Origin of the sequence: Colwellia sp. (assembly GCF_013214175.1) — a bacterium.
In the GTDB taxonomy this organism is placed as follows: Bacteria; Pseudomonadota; Gammaproteobacteria; order Enterobacterales; family Alteromonadaceae; genus Colwellia.
Window position 1 is genome coordinate 136,753 of sequence record NZ_JABSPA010000003.1, and the last position, 22,239, is coordinate 158,991.

General features: G+C 39.5%; 15 protein-coding genes. 7 read left to right on the forward strand and 8 right to left on the reverse strand.

The window, feature by feature from the left end:
- Position 1: 1 nt before the first annotated feature.
- On the reverse strand, positions 2-223 hold the full coding sequence (locus tag HRT55_RS09115) for a GDCCVxC domain-containing (seleno)protein (RefSeq protein ID WP_291620656.1): 222 nt from the start codon (positions 221-223) through the stop codon (positions 2-4).
- A 66-nt stretch (positions 224-289) separates the two neighbouring features.
- Here HRT55_RS09115 and HRT55_RS09120 point away from each other — a divergent pair, with 66 nt between their 5' ends.
- The 5 genes from HRT55_RS09120 to metH all read left to right on the forward strand — a co-directional run bounded on the left by HRT55_RS09120 (position 290) and on the right by metH (position 7,672).
- Positions 290-733: a helix-turn-helix domain-containing protein gene (locus tag HRT55_RS09120; protein WP_291620658.1), complete on the forward strand. Its 444-nt coding sequence runs from the start codon at positions 290-292 to the stop codon at positions 731-733.
- A 312-nt stretch (positions 734-1,045) separates the two neighbouring features.
- Complete coding sequence (locus HRT55_RS09125; protein WP_291620660.1) at positions 1,046-2,200, forward strand: GNAT family N-acetyltransferase; 1,155 nt, start codon at positions 1,046-1,048, stop codon at positions 2,198-2,200.
- A 50-nt stretch (positions 2,201-2,250) separates the two neighbouring features.
- Complete coding sequence (locus HRT55_RS09130) at positions 2,251-2,865, forward strand: DUF938 domain-containing protein (RefSeq protein ID WP_291620662.1); 615 nt, start codon at positions 2,251-2,253, stop codon at positions 2,863-2,865.
- 120 nt (positions 2,866-2,985) lie between these two features.
- The gene (gene metA / locus HRT55_RS09135) at positions 2,986-3,924 is read left to right on the forward strand and encodes a homoserine O-succinyltransferase (RefSeq protein ID WP_291620663.1); all 939 of its coding nucleotides are present in this window, start codon (positions 2,986-2,988) and stop codon (positions 3,922-3,924) included.
- A 55-nt stretch (positions 3,925-3,979) separates the two neighbouring features.
- Positions 3,980-7,672 carry a methionine synthase gene (gene metH, locus HRT55_RS09140; RefSeq protein WP_291620665.1) on the forward strand — a complete coding sequence of 1,231 codons (3,693 nt, stop codon included), beginning with the start codon at positions 3,980-3,982 and terminating at the stop codon, positions 7,670-7,672.
- Between the two features lie 283 nt (positions 7,673-7,955).
- Here the strand turns inward: metH and raiA are convergent, their stop codons facing one another.
- From raiA to radA, 3 genes are all read right to left on the reverse strand, one after another.
- Complete coding sequence (raiA, locus tag HRT55_RS09145) at positions 7,956-8,294, reverse strand: ribosome-associated translation inhibitor RaiA (protein WP_291611868.1); 339 nt, start codon at positions 8,292-8,294, stop codon at positions 7,956-7,958.
- A 267-nt stretch (positions 8,295-8,561) separates the two neighbouring features.
- Positions 8,562-10,748 (reverse strand): S9 family peptidase, encoded by a 2,187-nt coding sequence (locus HRT55_RS09150; RefSeq protein WP_291621306.1) that lies wholly within the window; start codon positions 10,746-10,748, stop codon positions 8,562-8,564.
- Between the two features lie 617 nt (positions 10,749-11,365).
- Positions 11,366-12,754: a DNA repair protein RadA gene (radA, locus tag HRT55_RS09155; protein ID WP_291611872.1), complete on the reverse strand. Its 1,389-nt coding sequence runs from the start codon at positions 12,752-12,754 to the stop codon at positions 11,366-11,368.
- A gap of 320 nt (positions 12,755-13,074) precedes the next feature.
- On the opposite strand from radA, the gene HRT55_RS09160 reads away from it, so the two are divergent.
- Positions 13,075-15,543 (forward strand): PilZ domain-containing protein, encoded by a 2,469-nt coding sequence (locus HRT55_RS09160; protein ID WP_291620667.1) that lies wholly within the window; start codon positions 13,075-13,077, stop codon positions 15,541-15,543.
- 364 nt (positions 15,544-15,907) lie between these two features.
- On the opposite strand, the gene chrA is transcribed toward HRT55_RS09160, so the two are convergent.
- Together chrA and serB are read right to left on the reverse strand one after the other, a co-directional pair.
- A complete protein-coding gene (gene chrA / locus HRT55_RS09165) occupies positions 15,908-17,071 on the reverse strand; it encodes a chromate efflux transporter (RefSeq protein ID WP_291620669.1) in 1,164 nt (387 codons plus the stop codon).
- Between the two features lie 341 nt (positions 17,072-17,412).
- Positions 17,413-18,423: a phosphoserine phosphatase SerB gene (gene serB / locus HRT55_RS09170; RefSeq protein WP_291620670.1), complete on the reverse strand. Its 1,011-nt coding sequence runs from the start codon at positions 18,421-18,423 to the stop codon at positions 17,413-17,415.
- Positions 18,424-18,527: 104 nt separating this feature from the next.
- On the opposite strand from serB, the gene HRT55_RS09175 reads away from it, so the two are divergent.
- The gene (locus tag HRT55_RS09175; protein ID WP_291620672.1) at positions 18,528-19,214 is read left to right on the forward strand and encodes a hypothetical protein; all 687 of its coding nucleotides are present in this window, start codon (positions 18,528-18,530) and stop codon (positions 19,212-19,214) included.
- Positions 19,215-19,236: 22 nt separating this feature from the next.
- On the opposite strand, the gene HRT55_RS09180 is transcribed toward HRT55_RS09175, so the two are convergent.
- Together HRT55_RS09180 and argS are read right to left on the reverse strand one after the other, a co-directional pair.
- Positions 19,237-20,076 carry a TatD family hydrolase gene (locus HRT55_RS09180; protein WP_291620674.1) on the reverse strand — a complete coding sequence of 280 codons (840 nt, stop codon included), beginning with the start codon at positions 20,074-20,076 and terminating at the stop codon, positions 19,237-19,239.
- Between the two features lie 164 nt (positions 20,077-20,240).
- Complete coding sequence (argS, locus tag HRT55_RS09185) at positions 20,241-22,013, reverse strand: arginine--tRNA ligase (RefSeq protein ID WP_291620676.1); 1,773 nt, start codon at positions 22,011-22,013, stop codon at positions 20,241-20,243.
- Positions 22,014-22,239 lie beyond the last annotated feature (226 nt).

Below are 22,239 nucleotides of genomic sequence, written 5' to 3' on the forward strand. Positions count from 1 at the left end.
GTTAACTCTCACATCCTGAACATGAGCCCGACTCTTGAATTGGTGGACAGGGCACTGAGCCATATGAGCAAAATACGCAACAATCACCTTTAAGAGGTTTCAGTAATACCTGACAAGCGGTGCACTCATAGAACCATTGGCAAGCATTGGTTGGCATTTCAAGCAATTTTCTATCGCCACATTCGGGGCAGGTTAGTTCTGAGTTGATGATAATTTTAGTCATATGCGATCCCTAGTTTGTTTCTGTTAGTATAGAACCTATAGTTACTATAGGTTCAAGGGGTTTAAAATGAATTATGAAAAATATTCTATTGGTCAGTTAGCTAAAAAAGCAGGGTGTAAGGTTGAAACGGTTCATTACTATGAAAAAGTAGGCTTAATGCCCGAGCCACCGAGAACTGAGGGTGGTCATAGGATATATTCATTACCTCATGTTAAACGCTTGAATTTTATTCGGCGCAGCCGTGATCTAGGTTTTAGAATTGAGCAAGTTAAAGAGCTACTTAAGTTTATTGATGAGCCCAACCACTATTGTGGCGAAGTTAAAGCAATGGCAATGCAACAAGCTCGTGTGGTACAAGAAAAAATAGATGATTTACAGCGTCTTAAATCAGCGTTGAATGAAATGGTCACTCACTGTGCCTCAGGTAATAAGCCAGTGGATGATTGCCCTATAGTCGATGCGTTATATACCGAACACAGCACCGAAAAGAGCACTGAAAAAGCCACTTAAGAAGTTACTTGAAAGGTCACTGGTATAGCCATGGAGCAAACAACTGAACAAGCAAGGGGCTAAAATTAAATACAATAAAAGGTTTGAACTGTGATCTTTGCTCTACATGCCAGCTTGTCCCTTCTCTGTTTACCACTGTAAGATTTAGCCTTGTTGTCGCTTTAAAGTTTCTCGTATAGGAAACTTTCGGTAAAACTGTTATCTTCAAACGGCAATAGTCCTTAGCAGTAGTCCTTAGTAATAGCGCCTAGTAATTGATCCTAAGCAATGGACCCTAAGCAAATAACCTTTTTACTGTGAAGATAAAATTTTTTGATAACTTTCATTGATAGCTTTGAACAAATACCGACAAGTGATTGGCACAGGCTAAATACATCCTCATGCCCGTTAGCAAGTTATGAGTTTTTTAAGGCGTTAGAAGATAGTCAGTCAGTATCTACTGCGCGTGGTTGGCAACCTCATCATATGGTTATTAAAAACGATGGCACCATTGATGGCATTATGCCTTTGTACCTTAAGCAGCACTCTTGGGGCGAATATGTCTTTGACTGGGATTGGGCCCGAGCATATGAGGATAATAAGCTAGCTTATTATCCTAAACTTGTTGGCACTATTCCTTTTACGCCACTGACTAGCAACAAACTCTTGTCAAATAAGTTCAGTTTAGCGGAGCTCTTGCCGTCATTAATTAGTCATTGCCAGCAGCATGAAATAAACAGCTGGCACATATTGTTTTGCCCTGAAATTGATAGCGCGGTAAGGCAAACAGAAAACGATCAAAGTGTCGGTATGGCTAAATTACCGGCAGATGTTCATCAACGTCATACGGTACAGTTTCACTGGTTTAACCGAGGTTATGCCAGTTTTGATGACTTTCTTGCCACTTTTACCTCGCGTAAACGTAAAAATACCCGTAAAGAAAGGGCATCAATAAATCAGCAGGGCATTACAATCAGGCAACTTCAAGGGCAAGATATTACCGCTAAAGATATCGATTTCTTCTATTTGACCTATCAGCTCACTTATCTTAAGAAAGGTCATCAGCCTCATCTTAGTTTTGATTTCTTCAGGAAAACATTTAACAACTTAGCAGATAATATTTTACTAATAATTGCCCGCTATGAAGATAACGATGTGGCTTGTGCTTTATTTTTTTATGATGAAACACATTTGTATGGCCGATACTGGGGCTGTCAAGAATCATTTAAAAACTTACATTTTGAGCTTTGTTATTACCAAGGCATAGAATTTTGCATCCAACAAAATTTACAATGCTTTAACCCTGGTACCCAAGGTGAACATAAAATTCAACGAGGCTTTGAGCCCGTATTAACCCATTCATATCACTGGGTTAAACATGCAGCTTTTAAAGGTGCGATTAGAGAGTTCTGTCAACGCGAATGTGAACATATGCAAAGTTATCTTCAGCAATGTCGACAAGCATTGCCATTTAAAGTGGAGGTATAAATTGCCTCTAAGCTTTGCTTTCAAATAGATACCTTACCTAGGAAATTATAATGGATATCGCTTTTTCTCAAGCTTGTGAAAATAATAAACAGCCAATCCTTACGGTATTGCAAAACGCTTTTGCCAATACTAAGCAGGTATTAGAAATAGGTTCGGGCACAGGGCAACATGCGGTTTTTTTTGCTAAACAGTTACCGCAGCTTTGTTGGCAGCCAAGTGATCTTCTTATTAATCACCCATCGATAAACTATCGCAGACAAAACAGTGGCTTAAGGAATATGCTTGCGCCGATTGTTTTAGATTTACATCAACCATGGCAAGTGGCTTTGGCAAAGCCATCCCAGCAAGGAGTTATTGATGGGATTTTTACCGCCAATACCTTGCATATTGTCAGTAGCGCTTTGGTTAAGCTATTTTTCACTGGAGTAAAACAGAGCCTAGTTAAAGGTGGCGTTTTATGTGTTTATGGGCCCTTTAATTACCAAGGAAAATATACTAGTCAAAGTAATGCCAATTTTGATTTGTGGCTAAAGGATAGGGATGCCGAAAGTGCTATACGTGATTTTGAACACATTGAAAATTTGGCTGAGGAGGCAGGTCTTGCTTTAATATCGGATAACCCTATGCCCGCAAACAACCGCTTACTGGTCTTTATTATGAACTAAGGTTTTTTGATAGAATAGAAACATCTAGACGTCTATACGTTTAGATGTTGACATATCTAGCAATCTAAGTAATATGATAATCATCAATTTATTATGTTCTTTTTTTTGTTAGGTAGTGTTATGCCCATTAAAATTCCCGGTCAATTACCCGCTTTATCAGTGCTAGGTAAGGAAAACATCTTTGTGATGTCAGAGCACCGAGCGGCCAATCAAGAAATTCGCCCGATGCAAGTGGCTATCTTGAATTTAATGCCTAATAAAATTGAAACAGAAGTACAAATTCTGCGGATGTTATCTAATACGCCATTGCAAATTAATGTCGAATTTGTCCGTATCCATAAAAATGTTTCCAAAAATACGCCAAAAGAACATTTAGATAATTTTTATTGTTTATTTGATGAGATTAAACACAAGCAATATGACGGTTTGATTATTACTGGCGCGCCTTTAGCTTTATTAAATTACTCTGACGTGAGTTACTGGGATAAAATTTGTGAAGTGTTTGATTGGGCCGAGAAAAACGTCACTTCCACTATGTTTTCTTGCTGGGCTGCCCACGCTGCTTTATATCATCATTACGGTTTAAACCGTCATTTGCGCCAGAAAAAGCTGTCTGGGGTATATCAACATTATCCCCTTGATAGTAAAGAAGAACTTACTCGTGGTTTTGATGAAAGCTTTAATGTGCCGCACTCGCGTTATGGTTATATTAATCAAGTCGATTATCAAAGTATTGAAGAACTCAATATTTTAGTACAATCAGCAGATGCTGGTGTTTGTTTGGTCGCGAGTAAAAATAAGCGACAAGTGTACCTAACCGGACACCCAGAATATGATACCGCCACCTTGCATGAAGAGTATCTTAGAGATTGCAAGAAAGATGCAGCCACGCCACTGCCAATTAACTATTATCAAGATAACAATGTTAATAATAAACCGGTCGGCTCATGGCGAAGTCATGGTAGTTTGCTTTTTACTAACTGGCTTAATTATTATGTTTACCAAATAACGCCATACCAATTAGATGCTGATCATATTAATTCATCGCTAATGAAATAGAACATTAAATACTAAAAACTCCCTTATTCTTTAAATAGTTACTCCTGGATTTAACATGAAAAAACACCCATCTTTTGCTTTATTTGAACAGCAACTGGCTAAAAATATTCTCATTCTTGATGGTGCTATGGGTACCATGATCCAAGCGTACAAGTTTGAAGAGCAAGACTTCCGTGGCGACCGTTTTGCTGATTGGCATACTGATGTAAAAGGCAATAACGATATGTTAGTGCTTACTCAGCCGGAAGTGATTAAAGCGATTCACCTTGAGTACCTTGAAGCCGGCGCTGACATTCTTGAAACCAATACCTTTAATGCTACCACGATTGCCATGGCTGATTATGACATGGAAGAGTATAGCGCCGAGATTAATCGTGTTGCTGCACAAATTGCTCGCGCAGCTGCCGATGAATACACCAAAAAGAATCCAGACCGTCCACGTTTTGTTGCCGGTGTTTTAGGGCCAACTAACCGTACCTGTTCTATTTCTCCCGATGTAAATGACCCAGCCTTTCGTAACGTTACCTTTGATGAATTAAAAGAAGCTTACATTGAGTCGACCTTAGCGTTAATCGAAGGTGGTAGTGATATCATTTTAATCGAAACTATTTTCGATACCTTAAATGCTAAGGCGGCTATCTTTGCCGTTGAAACGGTATTTGAGCAATTAGATCAGCGTTTACCGGTAATGATTTCAGGTACTATTACTGATGCCTCCGGCCGTACCTTATCAGGGCAAACTACCGAAGCATTTTACAATTCACTGCGTCATGCAAAACCGGTTTCATTTGGTCTTAACTGTGCATTAGGTCCGGTTGAACTGCGCCAATATGTTGAAGAGCTAAGCCGTATTTGTGATGTTGCTGTATCTGCTCACCCGAATGCCGGTTTACCGAACGCTTTTGGTGAATATGACTTTACCGTTGAGGACATGAATACTCATGTGCAAGAGTGGGCTTCATCAGGGTTTTTAAATATCATTGGTGGTTGTTGTGGTACTACGCCTGAGCACATTAAAGGCATGGCTGACACGGTTGCTAATATTACGCCACGTAAAGTAGAGCCGCGTGAAATTGCTTGTCGTTTGTCTGGTCTAGAAGTATTAACCATTAATGGTGATAGCTTATTTGTTAACGTTGGTGAACGTACCAATGTAACGGGTTCGGCTATGTTTAAACGTTTGATTAAAGAAGACAATTACGATCAAGCTATTGCGGTAGCCTTACAACAGGTTGAAAACGGCGCACAAATTATTGATATCAACATGGATGAAGGCATGTTGGAGTCAAAAGACGCCATGGTACGCTTTTTAAACTTGATTGCAGGCGAGCCAGATATTGCCAAAGTGCCAATTATGATCGACTCCTCTAAATGGGACATCATTGAAGCGGGCTTAAAATGTATTCAAGGTAAAGGCATAGTTAACTCGATCAGCTTGAAAGAAGGCGAAGAAAACTTCCGCAAACAAGCTGAATTAGTACGCCGTTATGGCGCGGCTATGATAGTGATGGCGTTTGATGAAGAAGGCCAAGCGGATACCCGTAAACGCAAATATGAAATTTGTCATCGTGCTTACCATATTTTGGTTGATGAAATTGGTTTTCCGCCGGAAGATATTATTTTCGACCCCAATATTTTTGCCGTGGCTACGGGCATTGAAGAACATAATAATTACGCGGTCGATTTTATTGAAGCGGTTGGCGATATTAAGAAAAACCTACCTTATGCGATGATATCCGGTGGTGTTTCTAACGTATCATTCTCGTTTCGAGGTAATAACCCGGTGCGTGAAGCTATTCACGCAGTGTTTTTATATTATGCCATTAAAAATGGCATGGACATGGGTATTGTTAACGCCGGCCAGTTAGCCATTTATTCAGATTTGCCGAAAAAATTAAAACAAGCAGTAGAAGACGTTATTAAAAATAGTGATGATGACGCTACCGAACGTTTACTTGATATTGCCCAAGAATACCATGGACAAGCGGGCGGCCAAGCTTCAAAAGCGGATTTAACTTGGCGAGAGTTGCCGATTAATGAGCGCTTGTCTTATTCATTAGTGAAAGGTATTAATGAGTTTATTGTTGCCGATACCGAAGAAGCACGCCTTGTGGCTGTTCGTCCGTTAGATGTTATCGAAGGACCGTTAATGGACGGCATGAATACCGTTGGTGATTTATTTGGCGCTGGCGAAATGTTTTTACCGCAAGTGGTGAAATCAGCGCGAGTGATGAAACAAGCGGTTGCCCATTTAAACCCATTTATTGAGGCGGCAAAAACTGAAATTAGTACCAACGGTAAAGTCTTATTAGCGACAGTAAAAGGCGATGTCCACGACATTGGTAAAAACATTGTTGGCGTAGTGCTGCAGTGTAATAACTATGAAATTATCGACCTTGGCGTAATGGTTTCTTGTGAAGATATTTTACGGGTAGCGAAAGAAAAGAAGGTCGATATCATTGGCCTTTCAGGCTTGATCACACCATCCCTTGATGAAATGGTCCATGTTGGCAAAGAAATGAAACGCCAAGGCTTTAACTTGCCGTTATTGATTGGCGGAGCGACAACGTCAAAAGCCCATACTGCTGTTAAAATTGAACCTCAATATGATGAACCTGTAGTTTATGTCTCTAATGCTTCGCGCGCGGTTTCTGTGGTCAGTAAATTATTATCCAAGGAACATAAAGCAAAGTTTTTTGCTGATACTAAAGAAGAATATGAACGGGTGCGTGTGCGCCATTATAAAAAAGGTCCTCGTTCAAGCTTAATAAGTCTTGAAGCGGCTCGCGCTAATGCCACACCAATTAGTTTTGATGGCTACACCCCGAAAAAACCGAACAAGTTGGGTGTTACCGTACTTGATAATATCGATTTGAATGAAGTAAGAAAGTATATCGATTGGACACCATTTTTCATGACATGGCAGATGTCGGGCAAGTATCCGCTAATTTTAAAACACGAAGTGATTGGTGTTGAAGCAACAAGCTTATTTAATGATGCTAACGCTATGCTTGATGACGTTATCAACAATAAAAAAATATCTGCTAGAGCGGTATTTGGTTTGTTTCCTGCGAACAGAAATCAAGATGATATACAGCTATACACTGATGAAAGTCGCCAGGAAAAATTAATGAGACTTCATCAATTACGTCAGCAAAGTAAAAAACCGGCAGGGCAGTTTAACCGCTGTCTAGCGGATTATGTTGCCCCAATTGATAGCGGTATTGACGATTATATTGGCGCATTTGCGGTGTCAGCAGGTTTTGGTGTTGAAGATTTAGTGAAAGTCTTTGATGCTGATCACGATGCCTATAACTCAATACTATTAAAAGCGGTGGCGGATAGATTAGCCGAAGCCAGTGCTGAATATTTACATGAAAAAGTGCGTAAAGAATACTGGGGTTACGCCCCTGATGAAAGCCTAGGTAATGATGATCTTATCAGAGAAAACTATCAAGGTATTCGTCCTGCGCCAGGTTACCCTGCTTGTCCTGAACATACCGAGAAAGGTTTATTGTGGGAACTACTCAATGTTAAAGAGAACATTGATATGGACTTAACCTCAAGTTACGCCATGTGGCCAGGTGCTGCGGTAAGTGGTTGGTACTTCTCTCACCCTGAGTCTAAGTATTTTGCTGTGGCAAAGCTGGCTAAAGATCAGGTTCTTGATTACGCTGCTCGTAAAGGCATGACCATAGAGCAAGCCGAACGTTGGTTGTCAGCAAACTTGGACTATGAGCCGGAGTAAATTAACCTGAGCAAGCGAAATGTCATGTAGCATGGATGCTATTAACACAAACGGATCCCATGTTCACTTCCTGTACGTAAGTCCAAAGAGCTGGATCTTCGACTAGACACTTCGAAGATGACGACTAGCGTTAAATGCCAAAGCCGTCTGTATAAACATAATGAACAATAAAAAAGGCTGCATCCTGATGCAGCCTTTTCGTTTTCTCGTTAACTGGTAAATTTAAGTTTTACTGGTAATTGCTTAACCTTAGATTTAGCTTATTACCAGTACTTCACTAGCCTTATGGGGCTGCTTGGAATAAGTCTGTTTGTTGAACAACAAACTTATTATTGAATTTTGCTGATAATACACCTTTACGATGTGCGAGCGCTGATTGTAGTTTTTTTGCTACCTTAGCAATAGCTACATATAATTGCTTGTCAGAAGCATTTACTGTTACTTTTTCACCTTCATACAGAGTGGTGACTTCAAGTTTTTGTAAATGCGGCTCTACGGTAATAGTCGAGTTTAGCGTCATGATTGACGGATAATGCTTAGAGATTTTCGCAAACTTATTTTCGATAGATTGCTTGATACCTTCAGTAATTTCAACGTGGTGTCCAGAAATTTTAATCTTCATAGTCTTGCCTCTTTTGTTATCTTAATCTTTGTCTTCATCTTCATAATCCTCCTTCAGCGATAAAAATGCAATAGAAAAAACAGGCTTAATTGCAATTAAATGTAATCAAGATTTATGCCGTTTTTAAGTAAAAAAAACGGCAAGTAATCTAGATTACTTGCCGTTATTTTCTTAACATTTACCATTCAAGGTGAACTGCCTAAAGCTTATAAACTCACCTCGAATTGCCAATGTTAAGACTTTTACTGAGGCAAAAAGATAAAGGGTTTATTTAAAATGCCTATCAAAGAAGTCCATGATAGTGCTGTTTAAATGCACTTTCACTTTTTTACCACGCATACTATGTTTGCTGCCAGGGTAGGTCATTAATTCAAATAACTTGCCTTCATCTTGCAAGCTTTTAATTAATTTAGTGGTATTGGTAAATAAAACGTTATCATCAGCCATGCCATGATAAACCATCAGTGGACCACTTAAGCCTGAAACATATGGAAACACACTGCTTTGTTGATAACCGGCTGCATTCACTTTAGGGTGATTTAAATAACGTTCAGTATAATGGGTGTCATAAAGCATCCAATCGGTCACCGGTGCGCCACTAACCCCTGCTTTGAAATAATCACCCGCTTTAAACATAGTCATTAACGCCATATAGCCACCGTATGAATGACCAAAGATGCCAATACGTTCCTTATCAACATAAGGCAGGCTATGTAAATATTTAACGCCAGATATTTGATCGGCTACTTCTACTTGGCCAAGAGTCTCATAAATCGGAAATTCAAAAGCAGTGCCGCGGTAGTTAGAGCCACGATTATCTAGCTGATAAACAATATAACCTTGTTGTAGCATGTACTGAGTCATATCAGCGCCTTGCCATGAATTAGTCACACGTTGAGCGTGAGGACCACCATAAACCCTAACAATAACTGGGTATTTTTTACCGGGTTGCATGTTTTTCGGTTTATATAGTTTGTAAAACAAGTCTGCTTGGCCGTCATCCGATTTTAGTGAGCCAAATTCAGGCATAACTAAATCATCATAATAAGGAGCAACAGGGTGTGCAGTGGTTACCTTATTTTCAGCTAACCAAGTAACATGTTCACCATTGGCTAAGTGTAAACTTACTTGTTTAGGGGTCTTAGTGTTAGAGAAACTATCAATATAACTGTCACTGGTAGCACTAAAGTTGATGTTATGAAAACCATTTCGCTTGCTAATACGCTGTACATGTTCAGGTGTCTTACCTGTCATTGGTACCTTGTACAAGTGACGTTCAAGTGGTGTATCAGCACGACCGGTAAAGTAAAGCCAACCGTTTTTTTCATCAACACGGGTTAGTGAGTCGACTACCCATTCACCCTTGGTTAATTGTGAAATAAGCTGACCCTTTAGATTGTAATGATAAAGGTGTTTGTATCCATCACGCTCAGATGCCCAAATAAAGCTGTTATTATCTTTTAAGAAAGTTAAATCTTTATGTAAATTAATCCAATGCGTCGACGTTTCTGTTAACAAGGTTTTTTGGCGACGTTTTTTCAAGTCGTAGGTTTTTAATGTTAAGGTTTTTTGATCGCGACTTTGTAATTGGTAAGAGAGTTTTTTACTATCATTTAGCCATTTTACTCTTGGGATATAAATGTCTTGATTATCACCAAGATCAACAAAGCGAATTTTCTTAGCTTGAATATCGGTAACCGCTAATTGAATATGAACATTATTGGTACCGGTTGCTGGGTAACGTTGTTCAATTAATTCAATTTTCTCAGCGTATATTTCATTGCGAATAACCGTTTGTACTGGTGTTTCGTCGACACGTAAAAATGCAATGTGCTTCTCATTGGGTGACCACCAATAGCCGGTCATTCGAGACATTTCTTCTTGAGCAACAAATTCACTCATACCATTTTTAATAGCACCAGCACCGTCTATGGTTAGTTGACGCTCTTCACCTGAGGCAATATTTAGTACATAAATATTTTGCTCACGAATATAAGAAACAAAGTTACCTTTTGGCGAAAATTTAACATCGGTTTCAAAACCTGCCGTTTCGGTTAAACGTTTAGCCGTTTTACTTGCTAGATGGTAGTAATAAATATCACCATTTAGCGGGAATAATAACGCGCTACCATCTTGAGAAAATTGGTATTCCATAATGCCAACACCATAAATGCGCTGGCGTTCACGACGCGCTTTCTCTTCATCTGATAAATTCTCAGGACCACTAAATAGTGATTGAGAATCTACCAGCAGTTTATTTTCTTTACTTGCTAGGTTGTACTCCCATAAATCGTATCTGTGCAAGTCTTCAGCTTTACCTTGCAGATAGGTAACACGCGTACCATCAGGGGAGAATTTAAGTGATTTGGGAGTTTGACCATTTAGAGAAGGCGAACTATAAATGCGCTCAATGGTTAATTGTTCAGTGCTTGTTGCGGCAGCTGGCGCTTGCATATTTTTATCAACGAGGCCTTTAGCCGTTGCGCTGTCATTATTTGCATGGACACTTAGCGGTAAGGCTAATGAGCAAGCAATAGTAATAAGTGCTTTTTTAACAGTAAATTTCATAGCAAAGTTATCTAATTAAGTAATGTAAATGGGTAATTGTGTGCCTTGTACCTATGACTTCCTTGCCAACACTTTTTCTGTTCAGTATTTGTTTGCTCAGCACTTTAACAAACACGGGTTTGTTAAACTAGCATTGTGCTGAAAAAGACCACGTTATATACACAAGCGACCTCAATATGCAGGATTCAGCTGGAATTAGAAACGTCTTTAGGCAAGGCATTGATTGAAGAGAATAGTTATTCTATTGTCGAAACCAATAACGATGGATAAAGCGTTTCTAAGCCAGCCTCTCTGGGACGTCTGAGCAAATCATGCTCATCGTTGAATATTTGATTAAGGGAACAACCATTAATGAAATACAGGCCTTGATCATGAATCGCTCAGGCGTCCTGAAACGAGCATGTTGAGGTCGCTTGGGTATAGAGGGGATTGTCTTTGAAAATGCTGCTTATGTCAGTTAAATTTCACAAAAGCAGCTTTGTACGTAGATATATAGGCGGTGGTTATTTTATTAATTCAATCAATTCATGAATGGTTTTAACTGCGTGTATATTGGCACCTAAACCTTCCATGGATTTATGATAATTACGATAAGGAATATATATTTCGGTGAAACCATGCTGAGCGGCTTCTTTTACACGAGGTACACCACTGTCTATCGGCCTAACATCACCGTTTAAACTTAATTCGCCCATAATGCAGGTATTTCTAGGGATAACAAAGTCGTTCAGGCTACTTAGCAGTGCTGATACCAAGGCAAGATCTATACAGGTTTCAGTCTCGTCGATTCTTAAGCCACCAACAATATTAAAAAAGGTGTCGTGAAATATCTTGGTTTTGGTGTGCTTGCGTAATATGCCCGTTAACATCTTTATTCGGTTCATGTTCAAGCCAACACAAACTCGCTGGGGAAACTCTGCCTCGGTTTCAGTGGTTAAACATTGAATTTCTAATAGTAGGTTGCGGTTACCTTTACGAATACAGGTAATAGTTGAGCCGGGCGATTCAGTGCTAGAGCCGGAGAGAAATATTTCACTGGGATTATCAACACTGAGCATACCGCGTTCACACATTCTGAAAATACCGACTGTGTCGATATCGCCAAAACGGTTTTTATTGGCTCTTAAGGTACGAATTTGTCCGTCATTGGTATCGATGTGCAACAGCGCATCCACTATATGTACTAGGGTTTGTGGACCAGCAATTTCATTGTTTTTATTGACGTGGGCAATAATAAACATGGTGACATTGTTTTGTTTACAGTACTGGGTTAGTGCTTGCGCGCTACTTTTTACTTGCGAGGGAGAGCCTGGGCTGCCATTAGCATTTTCAGTCACTACCGCTTGAATAGAGTCAATAACGGCAAATTTAATTTTGTTGCTGTCTAATTCATCGATGATTGACTCAACACTGGTCTCAGCCAATAGGTACAAGTTATCTTCGTCGTAGTCTAGCTTTAATCTGTGCACACGGTTCTTAAACTGAGAAAGTGACTCCTCGGCAGTACAATAGAGCGAGGCGGTAGTTTTTGACATTCTAGCGACCAGATCTGATAGTAAGGTCGTTTTACCTGCGCCAGGATCGCCAGAAATAATATTTACCGAGCCGCGAGTGACACCACCGCTTAAAACACGATCGAGTTCACCTATACCGGTTAATCTTTTTTCGGCATCCGTAGCTTCTATCTCGTTAATTTTTTTAGAGCCGCCACCTATTAAGCCGGCATAGCCCGCTGTTTTTGCTGTCCGGGTGACAGTATTTTTACTGGCCGTTTTAGAGATTCTCACTTCAGCCAAGGTATTCCAAGCACCGCAACGACATTGTCCTTGCCAGCGAGTGAAGTTCATGCCGCAATCGGTACATACAAATTCGATTTTTGCTGCTTTTGCCATCTAGATTATACCTACCTTTAAAAGATAAAATGATTGTAATAAGGATCTGTCATTGCAGATGTATTATCTTGTTTCGATTAGTTGTGACCTTGTCGAAGCAACACGATACGATGAAACAAGTGACTTTGCGCGACTAGCCTACTTGAGAGGCATAGAAATTGCTTGGTTTATCTTGATAAAGTCGGTTAGATTATAATGATTTTGATTTTTTTGTCTAAGCTAAAAAGAGTAATACAGGTTGTTAGCCCGCAATAAGGCTAAGTATAGCGATTAAAACAGTGATTAAAGCAGCGAGTAAACGAGAAGTTAATAATAAAACTATGAATAATAATTTCAGCAAACACCATAAAATTATTGAGAATTTCCGTGGTGAAGTGAACAAGCAGAGTTTTGAAGCTAGCTTCAGTGCCATAACTGGACACCTCACCAAAAATGAAAGTTTTTTATTGAAAATGGAATTAAAGCGTTTAGCGGGCGCTTGTACACGAGCCATAGATCTACGTGGCTTGGTTGACGGTGAATGTCAGTTATTTGACTATCAAGGCCAAACACACTTTTTGGATGAGATTGCCGTGGCCGCGTTTCAGGAAAATATTGCCATTTATGGCGGTTATACTTTTGGCGTCTATGAATCAGTAAAAGATGCCGAAAATAGTTTTCGTAATATCTATCAAAATGAACAAGGTAATTCGACTACAGTTGAGGGTAAAAGTCTCAATAAAAAATCATCAGTAGAAAAGCTACAATATCCTGCCAAATTGCAACTTTTGGCCAATTACCCTAATCGCTCAGAAGAGCGGATGAATTTCGCTATTGCCATTACGTTAACCTTAGAGAATAAGCAACAAGTGACCACGAGCAGCATCGATTTAAGTGTCGAGGGCATTAAGTTTAAACTGATTAATGAAGCGACTCTATTTAAGGGCGAGCAAGTAACCATTGCCTTTACCGGCTTAGAGCAAGAGTTTCAATTTAATAAAAACAGTTTTTTTTCTTTTAAAGTTAAAAATACTTTACGTGATTCAGCCACCCAGCTTATTGGTTGTCAACGTATCGATATTCCTGAGGGTGACGACTTCTCACGCTTTCTTGCCAGTTATATCCAAGGAAATAAACGCCGTTATAAAATTAACTTAGATAATAGCTTAGCGGCGTTACAAGCGAGAAGTCATGAGCAATTCACCTTAGTTAAATTAAATGAATTGGTTGTATTTATGCAAAGTGCTAATGGTCGTGCTGAAGGTCTTGCGCCTCGTTATGCGCTTACCACTAAAAATAATCAAAAGGTATATCACTATTGGCGCGATGATAAACATAATTCGACTTTGCATTACCTTATTAATGATGAACGACTTGAGCGTCTACAGACTTTAGCGCATCAAAATAAGAGTTTATTAGTTTTTAGTTTCATTCATCAACACAAAGGTCGTAAGTTTTTCTATACCCTAGATGAAGAACAGCTTAAGCATGACAAGAGCTTTTTTAAGCAATTTATAGCCTTTGCTGCCAGCAAGAGCTCTTTTGCCATTACCGAATTAAAGTACCAGCAGGTAAGTGCTGAGCAAGCTTATTCACCGTTTACCTTATCAAGTGTTATGAGCAAGCAGCAAAGTTACTTAAATCCACCGTTAACTGATGACGTTAACGGCATTTTGGCGAATATACCTTGTTTAGTAACGGTAACCGATATCACTAGCGCTAGTGATATTAGTGAGTATCAAGCATTAGGCTATAAAGGTGTCGACCTAGAACGGCTGAAAAGTTATGGTCATAAGTATGGCGATAAGAACAATTTAGTTGATGAAATCACGTTAAGTTATGGTCATCAACGTCAAGAAATGCGCTTTAAATATCAGACGCCTGTTGACATTGAGTGCGCTGAAGTAACTTGGTCGGGACAATCGGTAGACTTTTCTGTATCGGGCTTAAAAGTAGATTTAGCAGAGCCAGCCTTGTTGTCACAGGGGGATGTAGTTTATTTAACTTTTCCTCAATTGCAAAAAATAACCTCAGCATTTGACCTCAAACAATTGCCTTATAAGGTAATGCGGATCAGCAAAGATAAAACCGTGGTAAACCTTCGGGTGTCGGTTAAAGAACACCAACATATCGGTCGATCATTTTTTAAGTTATTAATTGATAAGAATAAAAGTAAGTTGACGCCTGATGAATATGCGATGTTAACTCCTGGTTTATCTGGCGCTTTGAGGACCTTGTATGCGGTGAATATGACGATACCAACAGTCATGGTGCAATCAAGTGGCAGTCGTTATAAACTAGAAACCTTAGTTACCGGTCAGTACGCTAATCAAAGCCATAAAAGTTTATTATCAGCCATGCTGCGATTAAGTGATCGTCACGGCTATTATAATTTGTATCCTGTGCTCGGCAATTTGCATGTTAGTAGTTTACTTGAACATCAGATGAGGAAACTACTGGCCAGTGATGTTGCGGTCAGTGAAGTTATTTATATTGCCATCAATTCAAGTATTACTGATATTGATAAGTCGGTAACGATAAAGCAGGTAAGTGAACTAGAGAGCCTTGAGCTAAGAAAGCTTTTTATTAAAAAAGCGTTAAAGCAGGGACAGTTTTACGCCTTACAGTTAAAACTGTCACGCAGCGATGCCGCAAATATGGATCATTTAACTCCAGAGCTGACTTATATTGGCGTTTATGCGATACATAGAAGTAAGCAACTTGAGCAAGAAATGTATAGTGTTGCTGGTCTTGTTCAGTTAGTTGATGTCACCGAAGAAACATTGTTGAGATACGAATTAAACAAGTAATCGGTGACTCGCTATAACTGTTGCTACTGGTTTTATCTAGGACTGCTTTTTAAATTTCAGCCCAATGCTATGTATACCCGTTACCATTCAAAGTACTCGATTTCAGTGGGAATTTAAATGACTTTAGGCAAGGAGAATAACGTAAACATAGTCACTCTATATTTTTGTTCTTTAATGCGGAATAAAGTCATTTAAAACCCATCGCAGAAGTGCTTGAGCAACATCACTTCATCGTTACATCAATTTGAAATGGAATAACCATGGCTACATTGATATGCCTTGAATTGAAATTGCTCAAGCACTCTGAAACATGCATATTGAATGGTAACGGGTATAAGTCTTAATTTTTACATATATTAGGCCTTTAGAGAGCTATCGCATAACCAAAGGCAATAAAACCAGCGACTACCGCCATTATGGGGATTCTCATGGTCCGCAGTGCAAAAAAGCCAACAATCACAGCGGCCATATCAACAGGGTTTACAATTGCCGTAGTAAATACCGGTTGATATAACGCCGAGATAAGTAAACCCACTACCGCGGCATTAATTCCCCAGACCGCACCCGCAACTTTAGGTTTTTCCGCTAACGACTCCCAGGCACTGTGAAAACCTAACACCAGTAAAAACCCGGGTAAAAAGATAGCGACCGTGGCAATTAATGCCCCGGTTAAGGGGGTATTAACCAGTAAGTCAGCACCTAAAAAAGCAGACAATGAAAACATAGGTCCAGGTACCGCTTGTGCTGCGGCATAACCTAATAAGAAACGATCGGTATCAATAGCCTCACCTAATGCTTGTTGCAGTATAGGTAATACCACGTGACCGCCACCAAAGACTAAACTACCTGACTGATAGAAATCAGCAAAAAGCGTTAACCATAGCGGTGATTGAGTGAATAACGGTAGTCCGGAAAATAACGCCGCAAAGATAATCAATGGTAAATAGTGTATTTTCCCCTGCGCTTTTCTTGGGGGCATTGCCGCTGATATTACCTCAGTTGGTTTTCTGATGAGAATGCCAACAATCCCAGCGGCGATGAGCACCGACATTTGTATGAATAAACTTGGCGCAATCAACAATACTACAGCGGTTGCCATACAAATAATGGCGCTATTACGCTCTTTGCAAAAAGCTTTATACATATTTAATATCGCGTCAGCTACCACGACCACAGCTAATAATTTCAAACCATGGGTGACACCAACTAACCATGGCGTATCTTGAGCCTGATTGGTGGTCGCAAGTATATATAGCAATAAAAAAGAAGGAGAGGTGAAGGCAATAAATGCGGTAAAAGCACCGATAATACCGGCATGTCGTAAGCCAATGGCAAAACCAATTTGACTTGAGCCTGGACCCGGTAAAAACTGACTTAATGAAATTAAGCGTGCATAGCTTTCGCTATCTATCCATTGCAATTTTTGTACGAATGTTCTTTCGAAATAACCTATGTGGGCAGCAGGACCACCAAAACTGATCCAGCCTAAGGTAAAAAACTGCCAAAAGACTTGCCAAATTTTCATCATTATTTTACCTAACTGTTATGAACTATTTATTTATCGTGACTATTATATTTCAGTTTTATTACCGTAAAATGACACACCATAGCGGTAAACTAGTTTAATAAATAAGATGAATAGAAAATAAGGTACAGGGTTTATCTTTGTCTCAGACTGGTAAGCCGTTATGTAAGTCGTCAGGCTAGGCTATTCACAATATATGATTTAGCTGTATGAATTGGTGGTATGAATAGGACGTTTCATAATAGAAAAAGCCTAAACTCGATAGCTGTTATAGCTTAGGTTTAGGCTTTTTACTTTTTATTTCTTACTTTGAGCAGTTAACTGTTATCGGCTAGTTGAGCTAATTAGCTTAACCAATGTAAAAGGCAATCTAAACCCTGCACGTTAATGCTACTGTCTGCCTGCGCTAAGACAATCGGTTTAGCATGAAAAGCAACACCAAAACTTGCTGCAGCCATCATCACCAGATCGTTAGCACCATCACCCATAGCAACCGTTTGATTGTGAGGAATGTGATATTCTTTGCTCAGAATAGCGAGAGAGTCGGCTTTTACTTGTGCATCGACTACATCACCTAATACTTTGCCGGTAAGTTTGCCATCTATAATTTCTAGGGTATTGGCAAAAGCTGCATCCAATTCTAAAGAGTCTTTAAGGTGGTCAGCAAAATAAGTAAAGCCGCCAGAAGCGATGGCTATGCGCCAATTGTGCTTTTTAAGTTCTCTAATTAATGGCTTTAAGCCTGCCATAAGAGGAATGTCTTTGGCTACATCGCTTAATATGCTTTGTGGTGAATTTGCTAATGTCGCTACACGTTGATGTAAGCTTTGGGCAAAATCGAGTTCACCTAACATAGCGCGTTCGGTTACTTCTGCCACTTCTTCACCAACACCGGCTAGTTTAGCTATTTCATCAATACATTCAATTTCTATGGTGGTTGAGTCCATATCCATCACTAACAGACCGGGTTCACTTAAGGTCGGTACTTGTGTTAATAAAGCGGCTTCAATTTTATTTGCTAAAGCAAAGTCAGCTAGCGCTTTACGTGCTTGCATAAAGTCGCTACAGCTCACTTGAAAACGGCAGCTGGTTTGATTATTACGGTGATTAATAGCGGTTAATGTGGTGATTTTTAACTGAACTTGGTTTTGTAATGCTAACAGCTGAGCTAGGGGCAGTTGTTGAAATACCACTAATTCAATCTTATCTTGCGCTGCACTTGTTTCAAGCGGATGTTCATCAAGGTCAAGAGTCTGCTCTGATAAGCTAAAGGTGACGGGTAATTGCTTACCTGCTAGATTTTGGACTAAATACTGTTCAAGGGACAGGGATAATATATTGGCGATAAAAGACACGTTAACTCTCTAGGGTATTGGTATATAAATATTAAACTTCACATCAGTTAGTATTCTAACTATAGTGAGACTATTAATGCGCTAAAATAGTCACCTGTGTTTTTATGAAGCAAGCCGAACAGCCTTTATACCCTAAATTATCGTCGATTTATAATAAAATTCTGCAATTAGCTAGTGCTATTTCGCTTATCATAGTGCTGATCAGTATCTTGCAGTCTACCGGGGTGAAAAATAGTAACAATTTAACCGAGCATTTTAATTTTATTGCCAAGCAGCAATTACACCAAGCCATTGTTGGTGTCACCGTACTACTTGAGCAAGAGCATAAAAATAACATTGAGAAAAAAGCTTTATTACAACGCTACCTTGATGGTTTGGCAAAAGTTAACTTTGTTAAACAGGCACATTTATATGATGCTACTGGCATGTTATTAGTTGCTAGCACATCGGTAGAAATAGATAAGCGCGGTAATGAAATAGCTCGTCCTAAAGCCAAAAGTATTAACGATCTTTATGGCATATCACCACACCAACGCAACTTAAGCGATAAGTTAACACCTTTTGTTGAAGAAGTTCGCCATAGTGATGCAAGCAGTTATAAACTGCATGGTTACTTACGTTTTACTATCGAACCGTCTTATTTAACCAGTATATTAGCGCAAGCGGATGAAGAGCAGCAGTCATTACAACGATTAATGCTGTTAGTGGCAGGTGTTGTTGGCTTTCTACTTACTCGCGGTTTAAACCGCTTTAGCAGACGAGGTTATCGACTAGCTTCAGAGTCGAAATAGATGAGTTCAAAGCATGCCCTTATTAAGTGAAGAATACTTGCTCGACATTACGCTCACATTGACTGGCAATTTCCTCAGCACTCTCAGGCCTAATTGTCGTTAACAGCTCAAAAATTTTGATTAGATTAACTGGAGAGTTAGCTGGAGCAGGATGTTTTTCTTGTTTAGCCATTACCTCAAGACCCATTACCTCAGAGCTTAACGGCATCGATGGTGCATCCGTTTCTAATACTAAACTTGTCAATGGCAGACGTTTAAGGGTGTTGATGGTTTTTTTAGCGCGAGAATAACTGATAGTACTACCGACTCCGAGTTTAAAGCCTAAATCTAGGTAGCCTTTAGCCTGTTGGTAACTTCCTGAAAATCCATGAATGATACCCGCCTTGTTTAGCTGGTACCTCTTCAAAAATGGCATGTTCTTGTCGTGTGATTGCCTGTGATGAACTATTACCGGTAAGTCTTGCTGCTTAGCGAGGTTAAGCTGAAAATCAAAAAAATGTTGCTGCTTTGCTAATTCAGCTTCGGGATCATCACTACGTTTAATAATGGCGCCGTCTAAACCAATTTCACCAATAGCGATAATTTCATTTTTCGACTGTGTTATTTTTTCAGTTAACAGTTCTAGGTGAGTATGATTTAACTGCTGTAAAAACCACGGATGAATGCCTAAGCAGGGGTAAATACTAATAGGTTTGTTATGAAAGGTTTTGGCTAGGTTTAATACTTTATCAAAGTTATCAGGGGCTATGGCAGGAACGATAATTCGCTTAATTGCCAGTTTCGAGCATTGCTCTAGCAGGGCAGGTAGTTGTTCTTTAAAAGCGTTGTCATCAAGGTGGCAGTGACTATCAGTAAACTGCATTATTGCCTCTTAGTGTAGTTACTTGTAACTGTCTAATACTTTAGCTTAAAGCTATTTAGGTGTACCAATTTATAACTAGTTAACGCAAGAGGAAGAAAAAAGCACGGAGCTGACGCTAGTCAGTGAGTACTTTTGACGAACCTATTACGTTAATTAGGACTAAATTACATGCGATCCATTACTTCAATGCCTAATATATCCAGACCATGCTTTAAGGTGTCGGCGATAACTTTACATAAGGCTAAACGTGAAGCTTTAACTTCTTCGCTAATACCTTCTTTAAGAATAGGGCAGGCTTCATAAAAACTCATGTAAAGGCTAGCAAGCTCGTATAAATAATTACATAACAAGTTAGGAGTACATTCACTAATTACCGCATCAATTACATCTTCAAGTTGCAACAACTTAAGCGCTAAGGCTTTTTCTTGCGGCTCGATAATCGTAATAGTAGCATTAGCTGGCAACGTACCGGCACTCGCTTGCGCTTTGTTAAAGATACTTTGAATACGCGAATAAGCATATTGTAAATAAGGTGCTGTAGCACCTTCAAAGCTCAACATAGTCTTCCAGTTGAAGATATAATCACTGGTACGGTTTTTAGATAAATCGGCAAATTTAACCGCGCCAATACCAACTTTATTTGATATTTCCGCTAAATCGACATCGCTAATCTCAGGGTTTTTCTCTTTGATTAATGCACTGGCACGGACTACTGCTTCATCAAGTAACTCTGCAAGTTTAATTGTGCCACCAGTACGGGTTTTAAATGGTTTGCCATCATCACCCATCATCATGCCAAACGGACAATGTTGATAACCAACATTTGTCGGTAAGAAGCCAGCTTTACGAGCAACAATTTCAACTTGCTTAAAATGCAATCCTTGGCGTGCATCGGTGAAAATAATGATGCGATCAGCCGCTAACTTACCACTACGGTAACGACAGGCAGATAAATCGGTAGTGGCGTATAAGAAACCGCCTCCGGATTTCTGTACGATAAATACAGGTCTTTCGCCATCTTTATTAGCCATTTCATCAATGAAAACAACTTTAGCGCCTTGACTCTCTTCGGCAATCCCACTCGCCATAAGCTCATCAACTACCGTTGATAAATCGTCGTTATAAGCACTCTCGCCCATAATGTCAGAGCGCTTTAGTGAAACATTTAACTTAGCGTAGATTTCTTCACTGTGGGCAATGGAGATATCAATAAACTGTTGCCATAACTTGGCACTATCCGCATCGCCACTTTGCAGTTTAACTACATCAGCACGTGCTCTATCGGCAAAACCCTCTTCGTTGTCAAAACGAACCTTTGCTTCACGATAAAAGTTTTCTAAATCGGCAAGGGCCGTTTCAGCCACTTCATCGGTAGCAAGTTTATCGCTTAAATGCGCGATTAACATACCAAATTGTGTGCCCCAATCACCCATGTGATTTTGACGAATAACTTTATCACCACGAAACTCTAGTGCGCGAACTACCGCATCACCAATAATGGTTGAACGTAAGTGACCTACATGCATTTCTTTAGCAAGGTTTGGAGCGCTGTAATCAACCACGACAGTTTGCTGTTTATCATCAGCGTTACCACTGGTATCGGCACTGCGTTGGCTAACGCCGATAAAAGCATCTTGAGCAACTGTATTTAGTTGCGCCGCTAACCAGTTTTCACATAAGTGAATATTGATAAAGCCAGGGCCAGCTAATTCTATTTTGCTAGCAATACCATCTAGGTTTAGCTCAGCAACAACTTTAGTGGCTAATTCTCGTGGATTAGTCTTAAGCTTTTTCGCTGCACCCATCACACCATTGGCTTGATAATCACCAAAGTTTGGACGGTTAGATAAACTAACCGCAGGGTTCGTGCCTTCAGGTAGGCCCGCAGCAACCATTGCTTGGCTGACTTTTGTGGATAATATTTCTTTAATATTCATTTAATAGACTCTTTATCATTGTTATTTGGCTCAATACATTCATCAATCGTGCTCATTGACATGCGTCAACTCCGCGCGTTTTCTTCTGTCTTGAACCAACTAACTGCGATAAAGAAGCTATTACGCAGTTAGTGATTTTATTTGTATTATTTCTGATGTTTTATTAATAACTTATCAAAAATATTTTAATACTTAGTGATCTTTGGCAAAGTAGTTTGCTTACTTT

Bases quoted from the DNA above. Each gene is read 5' to 3' on its own strand.
- HRT55_RS09115 (WP_291620656.1), bottom strand. From the start codon at position 223: ATGACTAAAATTATCATCAACTCAGAACTAACCTGCCCCGAATGTGGC.
- HRT55_RS09120 (WP_291620658.1), top strand. From the start codon at position 290: ATGAATTATGAAAAATATTCTATTGGTCAGTTAGCTAAAAAAGCAGGG.
- HRT55_RS09130 (WP_291620662.1), top strand. From the start codon at position 2,251: ATGGATATCGCTTTTTCTCAAGCTTGTGAAAATAATAAACAGCCAATC.
- metA (WP_291620663.1), top strand. From the start codon at position 2,986: ATGCCCATTAAAATTCCCGGTCAATTACCCGCTTTATCAGTGCTAGGT.
- metH (WP_291620665.1), top strand. From the start codon at position 3,980: ATGAAAAAACACCCATCTTTTGCTTTATTTGAACAGCAACTGGCTAAA.
- raiA (WP_291611868.1), bottom strand. From the start codon at position 8,294: ATGAAGATTAAAATTTCTGGACACCACGTTGAAATTACTGAAGGTATC.
- HRT55_RS09150 (WP_291621306.1), bottom strand. From the start codon at position 10,748: ATGCAAGCGCCAGCTGCCGCAACAAGCACTGAACAATTAACCATTGAG.
- radA (WP_291611872.1), bottom strand. From the start codon at position 12,754: ATGGCAAAAGCAGCAAAAATCGAATTTGTATGTACCGATTGCGGCATG.
- HRT55_RS09160 (WP_291620667.1), top strand. From the start codon at position 13,075: ATGAATAATAATTTCAGCAAACACCATAAAATTATTGAGAATTTCCGT.
- chrA (WP_291620669.1), bottom strand. From the start codon at position 17,071: ATGATGAAAATTTGGCAAGTCTTTTGGCAGTTTTTTACCTTAGGCTGG.
- HRT55_RS09175 (WP_291620672.1), top strand. From the start codon at position 18,528: ATGAAGCAAGCCGAACAGCCTTTATACCCTAAATTATCGTCGATTTAT.
- HRT55_RS09180 (WP_291620674.1), bottom strand. From the start codon at position 20,076: ATGCAGTTTACTGATAGTCACTGCCACCTTGATGACAACGCTTTTAAA.
- argS (WP_291620676.1), bottom strand. From the start codon at position 22,013: ATGAATATTAAAGAAATATTATCCACAAAAGTCAGCCAAGCAATGGTT.